Annotated in this window: 12 protein-coding genes; 9 read left to right on the forward strand and 3 right to left on the reverse strand. The window is 68.1% G+C overall.

Annotated elements, in window-relative coordinates; translation table 11 throughout:
* Positions 1-91: 91 nt before the first annotated feature.
* On the reverse strand, positions 92-802 hold the full coding sequence (locus tag AB0P18_RS15860) for an MBL fold metallo-hydrolase (RefSeq protein WP_363360826.1): 711 nt from the start codon (positions 800-802) through the stop codon (positions 92-94).
* 90 nt (positions 803-892) lie between these two features.
* Between AB0P18_RS15860 and AB0P18_RS15865 the strand changes: the two genes are divergently transcribed.
* From AB0P18_RS15865 to AB0P18_RS15875, 3 genes are all read left to right on the forward strand, one after another.
* On the forward strand, positions 893-1420 hold the full coding sequence (locus AB0P18_RS15865; RefSeq protein WP_363360827.1) for a WHG domain-containing protein: 528 nt from the start codon (positions 893-895) through the stop codon (positions 1418-1420).
* Between the two features lie 171 nt (positions 1421-1591).
* Positions 1592-3046, forward strand: coding sequence for a 30S ribosomal protein S1 (gene rpsA / locus AB0P18_RS15870; RefSeq protein ID WP_344053302.1), 1455 nt, complete (start codon positions 1592-1594; stop codon positions 3044-3046).
* 75 nt (positions 3047-3121) lie between these two features.
* Positions 3122-3679, forward strand: a complete 558-nt coding sequence (locus tag AB0P18_RS15875) for a GIY-YIG nuclease family protein (RefSeq protein WP_363360828.1) — start codon at positions 3122-3124, stop codon at positions 3677-3679.
* On the opposite strand, the gene AB0P18_RS15880 is transcribed toward AB0P18_RS15875, so the two are convergent.
* Complete coding sequence (locus AB0P18_RS15880; protein WP_363360829.1) at positions 3661-4503, reverse strand: response regulator transcription factor; 843 nt, start codon at positions 4501-4503, stop codon at positions 3661-3663. The two genes, AB0P18_RS15875 and AB0P18_RS15880, sit on opposite strands and share 19 nt — an antisense overlap.
* A gap of 221 nt (positions 4504-4724) precedes the next feature.
* Between AB0P18_RS15880 and coaE the strand changes: the two genes are divergently transcribed.
* The 3 genes from coaE to uvrB are packed head-to-tail and all read left to right on the forward strand — an operon-like array spanning position 4725 to position 8147.
* On the forward strand, positions 4725-5351 hold the full coding sequence (coaE, locus tag AB0P18_RS15885; protein WP_363360830.1) for a dephospho-CoA kinase: 627 nt from the start codon (positions 4725-4727) through the stop codon (positions 5349-5351).
* A 28-nt stretch (positions 5352-5379) separates the two neighbouring features.
* Positions 5380-6018: a hypothetical protein gene (locus tag AB0P18_RS15890; RefSeq protein WP_363360831.1), complete on the forward strand. Its 639-nt coding sequence runs from the start codon at positions 5380-5382 to the stop codon at positions 6016-6018.
* Between the two features lie 47 nt (positions 6019-6065).
* Positions 6066-8147, forward strand: a complete 2082-nt coding sequence (gene uvrB, locus AB0P18_RS15895; RefSeq protein ID WP_344053312.1) for an excinuclease ABC subunit UvrB — start codon at positions 6066-6068, stop codon at positions 8145-8147.
* Position 8148: 1 nt separating this feature from the next.
* Here the strand turns inward: uvrB and AB0P18_RS15900 are convergent, their stop codons facing one another.
* Complete coding sequence (locus tag AB0P18_RS15900; RefSeq protein ID WP_363360832.1) at positions 8149-8397, reverse strand: hypothetical protein; 249 nt, start codon at positions 8395-8397, stop codon at positions 8149-8151.
* A gap of 41 nt (positions 8398-8438) precedes the next feature.
* Here AB0P18_RS15900 and AB0P18_RS15905 point away from each other — a divergent pair, with 41 nt between their 5' ends.
* The 3 genes from AB0P18_RS15905 to uvrA all read left to right on the forward strand — a co-directional run bounded on the left by AB0P18_RS15905 (position 8439) and on the right by uvrA (position 14338).
* Positions 8439-8897, forward strand: a complete 459-nt coding sequence (locus tag AB0P18_RS15905) for a MarR family transcriptional regulator (RefSeq protein ID WP_344053316.1) — start codon at positions 8439-8441, stop codon at positions 8895-8897.
* A gap of 116 nt (positions 8898-9013) precedes the next feature.
* Positions 9014-11371, forward strand: coding sequence for a 5'-nucleotidase C-terminal domain-containing protein (locus AB0P18_RS15910; protein ID WP_344053318.1), 2358 nt, complete (start codon positions 9014-9016; stop codon positions 11369-11371).
* Between the two features lie 69 nt (positions 11372-11440).
* On the forward strand, positions 11441-14338 hold the full coding sequence (gene uvrA / locus AB0P18_RS15915; protein ID WP_344053321.1) for an excinuclease ABC subunit UvrA: 2898 nt from the start codon (positions 11441-11443) through the stop codon (positions 14336-14338).
* Positions 14339-14343 lie beyond the last annotated feature (5 nt).

Genomic DNA, 14343 nt, shown 5'->3' on the forward strand with positions numbered 1-14343 from the left:
TTCATCGAGCATTACAACGCTCATCGCCACCACACCGCCATCAACGGCACACCCCTCAGCCGAGTGTTACCAACGTGACTGCCGAGTACAGCTAGCGGGCGGCGCGCACCGCCGAGGCCGCGTCGGCAGGGCTCCCGTGCCACGGCGTTCCGTGTCCGGGGAGCACCCATTCCGCGTCGAGATCTGCAAGACGGTCCAACGATCGCAGCGCGAGCTCGGGGTCGTCCGTGAACGGTGCCGGCTGCATGCCGGCGCGGCCGGTCAGCACGTGCGTGGTCGTCAGCGCATCGCCGACGAACAACGAGCGCACCGAGGGGACGAACACGGCGATGCTCCCCGGCGAATGGCCCGGCATCCCGACGACCACGGGTGATCCCGGCAGGGGGAGGACATCACCGTCAGCGACCTCGACGACGTCCGTCAGATAGCGGGTGCGCATGCCGCCCTTGCGTAGCGCGTACCCGAAGAATCGGAGGAGCGCACCGATGCGGAACGGACCCATCGCGACCGCCGGCTTCTTTCCGCCCTTGGCGCGGTCCGCGTCGGCGGCGTGGACGAAGACCGGGACACCCTGTTCAGCCCGCATGCGCTCGGCGAAGCCGAGGTGATCGCTGTCTCCGTGGGTCAGCACGATGCCCTTCACGTCGGCGAGCGAGCGGTTCATCGTCGCGAGTTCGCGGGTCAGATCGCGGTGATGGCCGCGCAGCCCGGCGTCGATCACGGTCACGCCCTCCGCAGTGTCGATCAGGTAGGCGGCGACGATGTCGTTGCCGATGCGGTGCAGGTGGGGAGCGAGCTTCATGGCGGCCTCCGGAGGTGGTGATGTGATGGCTACGGTACATAGCCATGATAGCTTAGGTCAATAGCCATCGGTCGCTGACGGGAGAACACGATGCCCACACCGGAACGCACGACGCTCGCGGACATCGTCGGAGCGGGCAGGGAGATCCTCGAGACCGGTGGTCCCTCCGGTCTCACGATGCAGGCGGTTGCGGAACGCGTCGGAGTACGGGCGCCCTCGCTGTACAAGCGCGTCCGCGATCGTGACGCGCTCCTCACCCTCGTCGTCGAGGCCTCCGCACGCGATCTCGCCGACCGGCTGGAGCGGTCCGACCAGAGCCTGCGCTCGATCGCCCACACCTACCGGGACTTCGCCCGGCGGCATCCGGAGGGTTTCCGCCTCATGTTCGCGATCGACGGTGCGCAGGACGAGATGGCTCGCGCGGCCGTGCCGCTGCTGAACGCGACCGCCGAGCTCGTCGGGGCGGATGCCGCGCTGGACGCCGCGCGTCTGCTCACCGCCTGGGCGACGGGCTTCGTGAACATGGAGAACTCGGGATCGTTCCGCTTCGACGGCGACATCGAGCAGGCGTTCGAGTACGGGCTCGACCGGCTCGAGGCCGGCCTGCGGGCCGGGTGAGGGAACATTCCGGTCGGGGAGGGCGTTCTGATACTCTGAGATGTCACCCGTGTGGCTTCATTGCCGTGCGCGCGTGACATCGCACTCACAATCCATTCGCGGAGACCTGCGGCACACGTGTGTCCGTGCGTCGAAGCCCGACATCCCAACCCAACAAGGACAACCCACTACATGACTATCGCAACGACCGCCCCGGCCACCAAGCAGGTCGCCATCAACGACATCGGATCTGCTGAGGACTTCCTGGCCGCGGTCGAACTGACCCTCAAGTTCTTCAACGACGGCGACCTCATCGAAGGAACCGTCGTGAAGATCGACCGCGACGAGGTCCTCCTCGACGTCGGATACAAGACCGAGGGTGTCATCCCCTCGCGCGAGCTCTCGATCAAGCACGACGTCGACCCCAACGAGGTCGTCAAGGTCGGCGACCAGGTCGAGGCCCTCGTTCTCCAGAAGGAGGACAAGGAAGGCCGTCTGATCCTGTCCAAGAAGCGCGCCCAGTACGAGCGCGCCTGGGGCGACGTGGAGAAGATCAAGGAGACCGACGGTGTCGTCACCGGTTCCGTGATCGAGGTCGTCAAGGGTGGCCTCATCGTCGACATCGGCCTGCGCGGCTTCCTCCCCGCCTCGCTCATCGAGCTCCGTCGCGTCCGCGACCTCACGCCGTACCTCGGCCAGGAGATCGAGGCGAAGATCCTCGAGCTCGACAAGAACCGCAACAACGTGGTGCTCTCTCGCCGCGCGCTGCTGGAGCAGACGCAGTCCGAGTCGCGCACGTCGTTCCTGAACAACCTGCACAAGGGTCAGGTCCGCAAGGGCACGGTCTCGTCGATCGTCAACTTCGGTGCGTTCGTGGACCTCGGCGGTGTGGACGGCCTCGTGCACGTCTCCGAGCTGTCGTGGAAGCACATCGAGCACGCCTCCGAGGTCGTCGAGGTGGGTCAGGAAGTCACCGTCGAGATCCTCGAGGTCGACCTGGATCGCGAGCGCGTGTCGCTTTCGCTCAAGGCCACCCAGGAGGACCCGTGGCAGGTCTTCGCGCGTACGCACGCGATCGGACAGGTCACGCCCGGTAAGGTCACCAAGCTCGTTCCGTTCGGCGCGTTCGTGCGCGTCGCGGACGGCATCGAGGGCCTCGTGCACATCTCCGAGCTCTCCGGCAAGCACGTCGAGCTCGCCGAGCAGGTCGTGTCCGTCGGCGAGGAGGTGTTCGTCAAGGTCATCGACATCGACCTCGAGCGTCGCCGCATCTCGCTGTCGCTCAAGCAGGCCAACGAGTCGGTCGACCCGTTCGGCACCGAGTTCGACCCCGCCCTGTACGGCATGGTCACCGAGTACGACGAGAACGGCGAGTACAAGTACCCCGAGGGCTTCGACCCGGAGACCAACGCCTGGAAGGAAGGCTCCGACGAGGCCCGCGAGAAGTGGGAGCAGGAGTACGCCGCCGCCCAGGCTCGCTGGGAGCAGCACAAGGCTGCCGTCGCCAAGGCCGCCGAGGCCGAGGCTGCAGCCCCGACCGAGACCAGCTCCGCATCGAGCTCGTTCTCGTCCGACAGCTCCGCCGGCGGCACCCTGGCCGACGACGAGGCTCTCGCGGCTCTCCGCGAGAAGCTGTCGGGTCGCTGATCCACACGCTGTAACCACACAGGCCGTCACCTTCGGGTGGCGGCCTGTGTCGTCGGTGGCACGTATCTTGAGCGGGTGATCGACTCCGCACCGCCGTGCCTCGTAGACGGATGCCGCGCCGACGTCCCGGCCGACGCTCCGCTCGCGCTGTGCGAGCATCACCTGGCCGTTGCAGGGGAGTGGGACCAGCGCCGGTACGGCGTGACGGATGCGCTGCCGTCACCGTGCCGTCTCTGCGGCTCGAGGATCGGCATCCGCTACCCGTCCGCATGGGTGTGCGCCGTCTGCGAGTGGCGCCACGGCGAACTCGTCGACCACGAGCTTCCGCCGCCGAGGGTCGACGTCGTGTACTACCTCCGGGTGGCCGACCGCGTGAAGATCGGCACGTCCGGCAATCCACGGCAGCGGTTGCGCGCCCTCTGGCATGACGAGCTGCTCGCTTTCGAGCGCGGTGATCGCCGGCTCGAACGTCGACGACACGAGCAGTTCGCCGCGGAACGGTTCGCGACCACCGAGTGGTTCCGGCTCAGCGGGCGACTGCTCGAACACATCGAGCACGTGCGTGCCGGCGTGGAAGACCCCTGGGATCGGTACGTGCGGTGGATGAGCGAGAGCTACGCGGTCAGCCGGTAGCCGACGCCCCGCACGGTCTCGATCCATCGCGGCTGCGAAGCCGACTCGCCGAGCTTGCGGCGGAGGTTCGCGACGTGCACCTCGATCGCCCGGGCGTCGCTGTCGCTGACGAATTCGACTCCGGTGTACTGCTCACCGCGCAGCATGAGGGCGAGGTCGGACTTGGCGCGGACGCGTCGTCCCGAGCCGAGCAGGTCCGCGAGGATGTCGAACTCGCTGCGGGTGAGTTCGAGATCCTCGCCGTCCACCGTCACGATGCGGGTGTCGGGGTTGAGACGGACGCCGCGGTGCTCGAGCCATCCGACCGCGCCTTCGTCTTCGCCGATCGTGGCGACCGGGACGGTGGCGACATGGTGACGGGGGCGGCGCAGCATCGCGTCGATCCGCGCGCGGAGCTCGCGGGGTCGGAACGGCTTGGCGACGTAGTCGTCGGCGCCCGCTTCGAGGCCCTGCAGGGCGTCGATCTCCTCGGTCCGCGCGCTGAGCATCACGATGTAGGTCGAACTCACGGCACGGATCCGCTTCGCGGTCTCGAAGCCGTCCATGCCGGGCATGTTGACGTCGAGCGTCGTGACGATCGGTCCGTGGGTGCGGACGAGCTCGAGGCCTTCTTCTCCGGTGCCGGCGCCGTGGACGGTGAACCCCGCCTGGGTGAGGACCGTCGACAGCAGCGACCGGATGTCTTCCTCATCCTCGATCACGACGGCGACGCGCGCTTCTTCCACCTCTGCACCTTCCGGCGCGGGCGAATCGATCGGCGACGCCCGAACGTCGGCCAGGATATCCCACAACGGCGTCTCGGACCCGTCGACGAGGCCGCTCATGGGCGCACCGGGGGGTTATGGGATGGCGATCGCCCCCACGATCGCCATCCCTCCGCACCGAGAGCGGGACTGCTGTGTTGCATGGCTGTCCTCCTCGAACACCGTCCGAGGATTCGCCTTCATCGGGCTGACACCGACGATACGGCGCTCCGCTCAGCCGCGGCTCAGGCGAGGCTCAAGACTGGCTGAGGTTCTGCGCGCGGGCATGGAATGCTCGTCTCATGCCACTCATCGCCCTCACCGGAGGCATCGCTTCGGGAAAGTCCACCATCGCGCGGCGCCTCGCGGAGCATGGCGCAGTCATCGTCGACGCCGACCAGGTCGTCCGCGATGTGCAGCAGCCCGGATCCCCGGTCCTCCGCGCGATCGCGGACGCCTTCGGCGACGGCATGCTCCGCGAGGACGGTGCGCTGGATCGGGCGGCCCTCGCGGCTCGGGTCTTCGGGGATCCCGAGGCGGTCGGCAGGCTGAACGCGATCGTGCACCCGGCCGTGCGGGTGGAGTCCCAGAGGCAGTTCGACGAGGCCTTCGGATCTGACCCCGATGCGGTGGTGGTGTACGACGTGCCGCTGCTGGCGGAGGCCCGCCTCGCCGATCCGTGGGATCTGATCGTCGTGGCGCATGCGCCCGCGGAGGTCAGGGCGCACCGGCTGGTGGAGCTGCGCGGCATGACCGAGCAGGAGGCAGCGGCCCGGATCTCGTCGCAGGTCAGCGACCAGGAGCGGCTGTCGATCGCGGACGTCGTCATCGAGACCGATGGCCCTCTGGAGCGCACGCTCGCGCAGGCGGATGACCTCTGGTCGCGTCTGGGCGCGCTCGTCGGCGCCCGGCGGGGCCTGCGGCGGTAAAATCGGAAGCCCCGACGAAGGAGATGCCATGGGCCTGTTCTCGGGATTCCGCCGCCGCAAGCACTCTGCCGCCGTGACGGAGGAAGAGCGCATCGCGCGCTACGTGTACCTGCTCAACACCCTCCCGGCGAGTGTGATCGAGAGCGCGCACGCGGCGGCCTTCGCCGATGTGCCGGCGCAGCGCCGCCGCGAGATGTTCGAGCAGCTCCGCCCCTTCATGTCCGAGTCCGAGCGATCCGCGTCTCCCGAGGACCCGCACGTCCTGGCCCGGCTCGTCCGCCGCGCGGAGGAGCGGCGGGCCGAGCGCGCCGCCGCCGGTGACGTTCCGGATGCCGCCGCCGAAGCCGCCGTGCGGACGCGCACCGCGACCGCGGACGACTCGTACGTCGACCCTCGGGCGATGATGATGCAGACGGGCGTGATGGCGCTCGTGGCCTACCAGTTCATGACGGCGTCTGCGGTGTCGGCCTACTTCACCGTCGGTGCGGGTTCCCTGACCGTCGGCGACGAGCCGGCATGGGTCGGCGACACGTTCGACCCGGGCTCGTCGGGCATGGACGCCTCCGCGGGCTTCGACGGCGGAGCCTGGGACGGTGGAGGGTTCGGCGGCGGTTTCGACGGTTCAGGGCTCGGCGGAGGATTCGACGGCGGGGGCGGCTTCGGCTGAGCGCGAACGCCGGCCTTGATGTCGGAGGCCCCGCCTACCCTGGAAGGATGCAGACGACACGATCCGTACGGCCGTTCGAGGTCGTCAGCGAGTACGTCCCCTCCGGAGATCAGCCGCAGGCGATCGCCGACCTGGCGGCGCGCATCAACGCCGGTGAGACCGACGTCGTGCTTCTGGGTGCGACCGGAACGGGCAAGTCCGCGACGACCGCCTGGCTCATCGAGCAGGTGCAGCGACCGACCCTCGTCCTCGCCCACAACAAGACCCTGGCGGCCCAGCTCGCGAACGAGTTCCGCGACCTCATGCCGCACAACGCGGTCGAGTACTTCGTGTCGTACTACGACTACTACCAGCCCGAGGCGTACGTCCCGCAGACCGACACCTTCATCGAGAAGGACTCCTCGGTCAATGCCGAAGTCGAGCGACTGCGCCACTCCACCACCAACTCGCTCCTGAGCCGTCGCGACGTCGTCGTGGTCTCGACCGTGTCGTGCATCTACGGACTCGGTGCGCCGGAGGAGTACCTCCGGGCGATGGTCGCGCTCCAGGTGGGGGAGCGCTACGACCGCGATGCGCTCATCCGCAAGTTCATCGCGATGCAGTACAACCGCAACGACGTCGACTTCTCCCGCGGCAACTTCCGGGTGCGCGGCGACACGATCGAGATCATCCCCGTGTACGAGGAGTACGCGATCCGCGTGGAGCTGTTCGGCGACGAGATCGAAGCGCTCTACATGCTGCATCCGCTCACCGGCGACGTGATCCAGAAGCTCGATTCCGTCCCGATCTTCCCCGCGTCGCATTACGTCGCGGGCACCGACACCGTTCAGCGCGCGATCGGGACGATCGAGGTCGAGCTCGCCGAGCGGCTCAAGGAGCTGGAGTCGCAGGGAAAGCTGCTCGAAGCTCAGCGCCTGCGGATGCGCACGACGTTCGACCTCGAGATGCTGCAGCAGCTCGGATTCTGCTCGGGGATCGAGAACTACTCGCGCCACCTCGACGGACGTGCGCCGGGCGAGGCGCCGCATTGTCTCCTGGACTTCTTCCCCGACGACTTCCTCGTCGTGATCGACGAGTCGCACGTGACGGTTCCGCAGATCGGCGCGATGTACGAAGGCGACGCCTCCCGCAAGCGCACGCTCGTCGAGCACGGTTTCCGCCTGCCCAGCGCCATGGACAACCGCCCGTTGCGGTGGGATGAGTTCAAGGACCGTGTGGGTCAGACCGTCTACCTGTCGGCCACGCCGGGGCGTTACGAGATGGGCATCGCCGATGGAGTGGTCGAGCAGATCATCCGCCCGACGGGTCTGATCGACCCGCAGATCATCGTCAAGCCGTCCAAGGGACAGATCGACGACCTGCTGGAAGAGATCCGGGTGCGTGCCGAGCGCGATGAGCGCGTCCTGGTCACCACCCTCACCAAGAAGATGGCCGAGGAGCTCACCGACTTCCTCGGCGAGCACGGCGTGCGTGTGCGCTACCTCCATTCCGACGTCGACACGCTGCGCCGGGTCGAACTGCTGACCGAGCTCAGATCCGGCGTGTACGACGTGCTGGTCGGCATCAATCTGCTCCGTGAGGGGCTCGACCTTCCCGAGGTCTCCCTCGTGGCGATCCTGGATGCCGACAAGGAGGGGTTCCTGCGGTCGGGGACCTCGTTGATCCAGACGATCGGACGCGCGGCACGAAACGTGTCCGGTGAAGTCCACATGTACGCCGACACCATGACCGACTCGATGCGCGCGGCGATCGAGGAGACCGACCGCCGGCGCGACAAGCAGATCGCCTACAACCTCGAGAACGGAATCGACCCGACGCCGCTGCGCAAGAAAATCGCGGACATCACGGACGTGCTGGCGCGCGAAGGCGCGGACACCGCCGCGATGATGTCGAAGCGGGATGCCGCGAAGACGAAGTCCGGGAAGGGCAAGTCGCCGACACCGCGCCTGCGACGCGAAGGAATCGCCGCGGAGGGCGCCGAGCAGCTGGAGGCGACGATCCTCGATCTCTCGAACCAGATGCTCGCCGCCGCCGGCGAGCTCAAGTTCGAGCTGGCCGCACGACTGCGTGATGAGGTCCAGGACATGAAGAAGGAGCTGCGCGCCATGGAGCGCGCCGGCCACGCCTGAATCACGGACAGTGCATGAGGGGCTTCGGGCCCGACCTGTCGAACGAGTGAGCCGTCATCGGCTGCCCGCACAGCGGACACGCGCGTTCCGCGCGCTCGGCGACCGTGGGTGGGGGAGTCGTCTCGTAGGGACCGACCGACGCGGGGCCGGCGATCGAGATGAGCCGGGCGTTGATCCAGGCGTACCAGCCGCCGGCCTCCCGGACGCGTTCCCGGAGCGGTCGGCGGGGTTCGGCATCCGGCGTGGGCATATCACTTAGTGTACGAATGATTCACGCACTATGCTAATCGGATGCCGAACTCGTCCACAGCCGCGGAAGACCTGCTCAAACTGGACAACCAGGTGTGCTTCGCGCTCGTCACCGCCGCGCGCAACGTGGTGTCGATCTACCGGCCGATCCTGGAACCGCTCGGCCTCACACATCCGCAATACCTCGTGATGCTGGCGCTGTGGGAAGCGGCACCGCGTTCGGTGCGCGATCTCGCGGACGAGCTCGCCCTCGAGTCCGCCACGCTCTCGCCGCTGCTGAAGCGACTCGAGGCGCAAGGGCTCGTGACGCGCCGGCGCCGTCCTGACGACGAGCGGGCGCTCGACGTCGGTCTGACCGACGCCGGCCGGCGGCTGCGCGATGAGGCACTGGAGGTGCCGGCGCGCGTCATGGCGGCCGTCGGGGCCGATGCCGACGCGCTCGTGGCCCTCCGTGATGCGCTCGCACCGTGGGCGGGGCATCGTGCGGGCAACGATGCGTGAACAATCTCTCATCCCTCTGGATTCGCGTCGCCGCTGACCATAGTCTCGAAGCGGTGCGAGGGTGCACGACCCGAACTCGTACCATCTCCTTCTTCATCCCCCATCGGAGGAACGTCATGCGATCAAGGTCACACCCGCGCGGCGCCCGGCGCTTCGCCGCCGCAGCTGCTCTCACCGCCGCGGCACTCGGAGCGAGTGCTCTCGCCGCGCCCGCCGCTCAGGCCGATCCCACTCAGGTGCAGATCCTGGCCACGAACGACTTCCACGGCCGCATCGCCGCGAACGGCACAGAGGCAGGCGCCGCGAAGCTCGCGGGCGTGGTGCAGTCGCTGCGCGCGTCCAACCCGAACACGGTCTTCGCCGCCGCCGGCGACCTGATCGGCGCATCGACGTTCGAGTCGTTCATCCAGAGTGACAAGCCGACGATCGACGCGCTCAACGCGGCAGGCCTCGAGGTCTCGGCGGTGGGCAACCACGAGCTCGATCAGGGCTACGACGACCTCGTCAACCGGGTGATGGCGCCCTACGATGCGGTGACGAACCCGTACGGCGGCGCGGAATGGCAGTACATCGCCGCCAATCTGAAGGTGCGCGCGACCGGCGATGACGCGGTCCCGGCGACGTGGATCAAGGAATTCGGCGACGTGCAGGTCGGGTTCGTCGGCGCGGTCACCGAAGAGCTGCCCGCACTGGTCAGTCCTTCCGGCATCGCCGACATCGAGGTGCGCGGCATCGTCGACTCCGTCAACGCCGAGGCCGCTGAACTGGTCAGCGCCGGCGCCGATCTCGTCGTGATGCTCGTGCACGAGGGCGCGGCGACGACCGACTGCCAGCAGGGCATCGCCGCCGGGACCACGTGGGGCGAGATCGTCGGCGGGGTCTCGGCCGACGTCGATGCGATCGTCTCCGGTCACACCCACCTCGCCTACAACTGCGAGTACCCCGTGCAGCAGTGGGCCAACGAGCAGCGCCCGGTCGTGAACCGACCCGTGGTCTCCGCGGGTCAGTACGGCACGAACCTGAACCAGCTGCTGTTCACCGTGGACGGCAGCACCGGTGTCGTGAGCGCGAAGACCCAGAACATCATCGCGATCGCCCCGCAGGCTGCGGCGCCCGATTCGGCGGTGGCCGCTCTCGTCGCCGAGGCGATCGCCGAAGCGGACGTGCTCGGTGCGGAGCCCCTCGGCGAGATCGCCGGCGGATTCAACCGGGCGAAGCTCGCGAACGGCACGACCGAGAACCGCGGCGGCGAATCGACGCTGGGAAACCTGGTCGCCGAGGTCCAGCAGTGGGCGACCGAAGCGCCGGAGTCCGGAGGCGCCCAGATCGCGTTCATGAACCCGGGCGGACTCCGTCAGGACATGGTCGGGACGGATGCGGGCACCGGCGCGTACCCGCGGACGCTCACCTACAAGCAGGCTGCGGTCGTGCAGCCGTTCGCGAACACGCTCGTGAACCTGCAGCTGACCGGCGCCCAGATCAAGACCGTGCTCGAGCAGCAGTGGCAGCGCGATGCCTACAACGCTCTGCCGACCCGGCCGTACCTGCGACTCGGCGCGTCCGAGGGCTTCGAGTACACCTACACCCAGCAGACCGTGACGGAGACCCAGCGCGACAACCCCACGACGGCGGAGAACGAAGAGGGCCGTACCTACCAGGCTCCGCGGGGCACCGTCACCGGCATGTGGCTGAACGGCGAGCCGATCGACCCGGCCGCGACCTACTCGGTCACGGTCAACTCGTTCCTCTCCAGCGGCGGCGACAACTTCCGCGAGTTCGCCAACGGCGCGAACCGCCGCGACACGGGCAAGGTCGATCTCGCTGCGATGGTGGACTACCTCGGGCAGTTCGCCCCGGCAGGCTCGCCGCTGGCGGTGGACTACTCGCAGCGCGCCGTCGAGGTTGCTCCGGCCGCCGGCTCGCCGGCGTCCTACGCACCGCGGGGAACGGCATCCTTCCAGGTGAAGTCCTGGGCCATGACCGCGCCCGGTGACGCGAAGGACAGCGAGATCATCGTCAGCTCGGGTGGTCGCGAGCTCGGGCGCTTCCCCGTGGACAACACCGTCGGGACCGCGATCTACGACGATTACGGCACGGCGTCGATCTCGGTGACGCTGCCGCCGAACGTCCGCCCGGGCGCCGCGGAGCTGACCCTCACGGGCGCGACGACCGGCACCGAGGTCTCCGTGCCGATCACGATCGGAGAGAAGTCCACCCTCAGCCTGCGCACGAAGCAGGACGGGCGCGGAGGCGACGTCAGTGCGACCGTGACGGTCCGCACGAAGGGCACCGGCACCGGAACGGTGCAGCTGCGCGAGGGCGATGTGGTGATCGGCTCCGCGCAGATCGTCGACGGCTCCGCGACGTTCGATCTGACCGGGCTCTCGGCCGGCCGACACCGCATCACCGCGGTGTACTCCGGCGACGCGAGCACGCTCGGCAGCGAGGTCTCCGGAACGGTCCGCGTCCGCTGATTCGCTGACAGCGCACCCGCGGGCGGGGCCTCCGACCTTCGTGTCGGAGGCCCCGCCTAGACTTGTGCGGTGCCCATCGTCCCCGTCGCCGCGCCCGGAAACACCAGTGGAAAGCTCAGTGTCCGGGGCGCCCGTGTCCACAATCTCAAGGATGTCGACCTCGACATCCCCCGCGACTCGCTCGTCGTCTTCACCGGTCTGAGCGGATCCGGAAAGTCCAGCCTCGCGTTCGACACGATCTTCGCCGAAGGGCAGCGTCGCTACGTCGAGTCGCTCAGCGCCTACGCGCGTCAGTTCCTCGGACAGGTCGATCGCCCCGACGTGGACTTCATCGAGGGTCTCAGTCCCGCGGTGAGCATCGACCAGAAGTCCACGAACCGCAACCCGCGATCGACCGTCGGAACGATCACCGAGATCTTCGACTACATGCGTCTGCTCTGGGCGCGCATCGGGGTACCGCACTGCCCGGAGTGCGGCGAGGTGATCCAGCGGCAGACCGTCCAGCAGATCGCCGATCAGCTCATGGAGCTGCCCGAGCGCACCCGTTACCAGATCGTCGCCCCCGTCGTCTCGCAGAAGAAGGGCGAGTTCGTCGACCTGTTCAAGGAGCTGTCGGCGAAGGGGTACGCGCGTGCCGTGGTCGACGGTGAGCTCATCCAGCTGGCCGAGCCGCCCGTGCTCAAGAAGAGCTACAAGCACGACATCGCGGTGGTCGTGGACCGTCTCGTGGCCAGCGACGACATCCTGAGCCGGGTGACCGACTCCGTCGAGACCGCCCTGGGCCTCGCCGGCGGCATCGTCCAGGTCAACTTCGTCGATGAGGAGGGGGACGCCGCCTGGCAGTCGTTCTCCGAGAAACTGGCCTGCCCGAACGGCCACCCTCTGCAGCTCACCGAGATCGAGCCGCGCACCTTCTCGTTCAACGCGCCGTTCGGCGCGTGCCCGACGTGTTCCGGTCTCGGCACCCGCATGTCCGTGGACGTCGACCTCATGCTCGGCGACGAGGACCTCTCCATCCGCGAAGGCGTCCTCATCCCGTGGACCACGCAGGGCAAAGGTCTCTTCCAGTACTACGAACGCCTTCTCGAGGGACTCGCGTCCGACCTCAACTTCTCGCTGGACACCCCGTGGCGCGACCTGCGGGTCGATGTGCAGGACGCCGTGCTCCGCGGTGAGAACTACAAGGTGACCGTCAAGTGGAAGAATCGCTACGGCCGCGAGATGCGCTATTCGTCGGGCTTCGAAGGTGTCGTGCCGTACATCGAGCGGCAGTACATCCAGGCCGACTCCGACTCGCAGCGCCAGCGGTGGTCCGAGTACCTGCGTGAAGTGCCGTGCCTGGCGTGCAACGGCGACCGACTCAAGCCCGAAGTGCTCGCCGTCCTGGTCCACGGCCACTCCATCGCGGATGCCGCACGCCTGAGCCTCGCGGATGCCCAGGAGTACTTCGACAAACTCGAGCTCACTCCGCGCGAGGCGAAGATCGCCGCGCAGGTCCTGCGTGAGATCCGCGCGCGCCTGAACTTCCTCCTGCAGGTCGGGCTGAACTATCTGAGCCTCAGCCGCTCGGCCGGTTCGCTCTCCGGCGGCGAGGCGCAGCGCATCCGCCTGGCCACGCAGATCGGCTCCGGACTCACGGGCGTGCTCTACGTGCTGGACGAGCCGTCGATCGGCCTGCACCAGAGGGACAACCGACGGCTCATCGAGACGCTGCTCACCCTGCGCGACCTCGGCAACACGCTCATCGTCGTCGAGCACGACGAGGAGACGATCCACGCGGCCGACTGGGTCGTGGACATCGGACCCCGCGCGGGCGTCGACGGGGGTCACGTGGTGCACTCCGGTCCGCTCGCCGAACTCCTCACGGACAGCGAGTCGATCACGGGCGACTACCTGGCCGGCCGACGGTCGATCCCGACGCCGAAGAAGCGACGTCGCATCGACAAGAAGCGAATGATCACGGTCGTCGGGGCGCGCGAGAACAACCTGCGCAACGTCACGGTCGACTTCCCGCTCGGCGTCATGACGGCAGTGACCGGGGTCAGCGGCTCGGGCAAATCGTCGCTCGTGAACGGCATCCTGTACGAAGTCCTCGCCACGCGTCTGAACGGCGCGCGGCGCATCGCGGGCAAGCACACCCGCGTGACGGGCCTGGACAACCTCGACAAGGTCGTCCACGTCGACCAGGCGCCGATCGGCCGTACGCCGCGCTCGAACCCGGCGACGTACACCGGCGTGTTCGATCGGGTGCGGACCCTGTTCAGCGAGACACCCGAGGCGAAGGCACGCGGCTACCAGCCCGGGCGCTTCAGCTTCAATGTCAAGGGCGGGCGCTGCGAGGCGTGCTCGGGTGACGGCACGATCAAGATCGAGATGAACTTCCTGCCCGATGTGTACGTCGACTGTGAGGTGTGCCACGGCAAGCGATACAACCGCGACACGCTGTCGGTGCACTACAAGGGCAAGAACATCGCCGAAGTGCTCGAGATGCCGATCGCCGAGGCGGCGGAGTTCTTCGAGCCGATCCAGGCGATCCACCGGTATCTGAAGACGCTCGTGGACGTGGGCCTCGGCTACGTCCGGCTCGGCCAGTCGGCGACGACGCTCAGCGGCGGCGAGGCGCAGCGCGTGAAGCTCGCCACCGAGCTCCAGCGCCGCAGCAACGGCCGCAGCATCTACGTCCTCGACGAGCCGACGACCGGCTTGCACTTCGAAGACGTCGCCCGGCTGCTCGAGGTTCTCGGCAGCCTGGTCGAGAAGGGCAACACGGTCATCGTGATCGAGCACAACCTCGACGTGATCAAGTCCTCCGACTGGGTGATCGACCTCGGACCGGAGGGGGGCTCCGGCGGCGGGCAGATCGTGGCGACCGGCACGCCCGAGCAGGTCGCGCGGGTCGAGGGCAGCCACACCGGCGCGTTCCTGGCGGAGGTGCTCGGCCTGTCTGCGGTGCGCAAGGCCGGGTGATCCGG

It is taken from the genome of Microbacterium sp. NPDC064584, assembly GCF_040687315.1.
GTDB lineage: Bacteria > Actinomycetota > Actinomycetes > Actinomycetales > Microbacteriaceae > Microbacterium > Microbacterium lacus.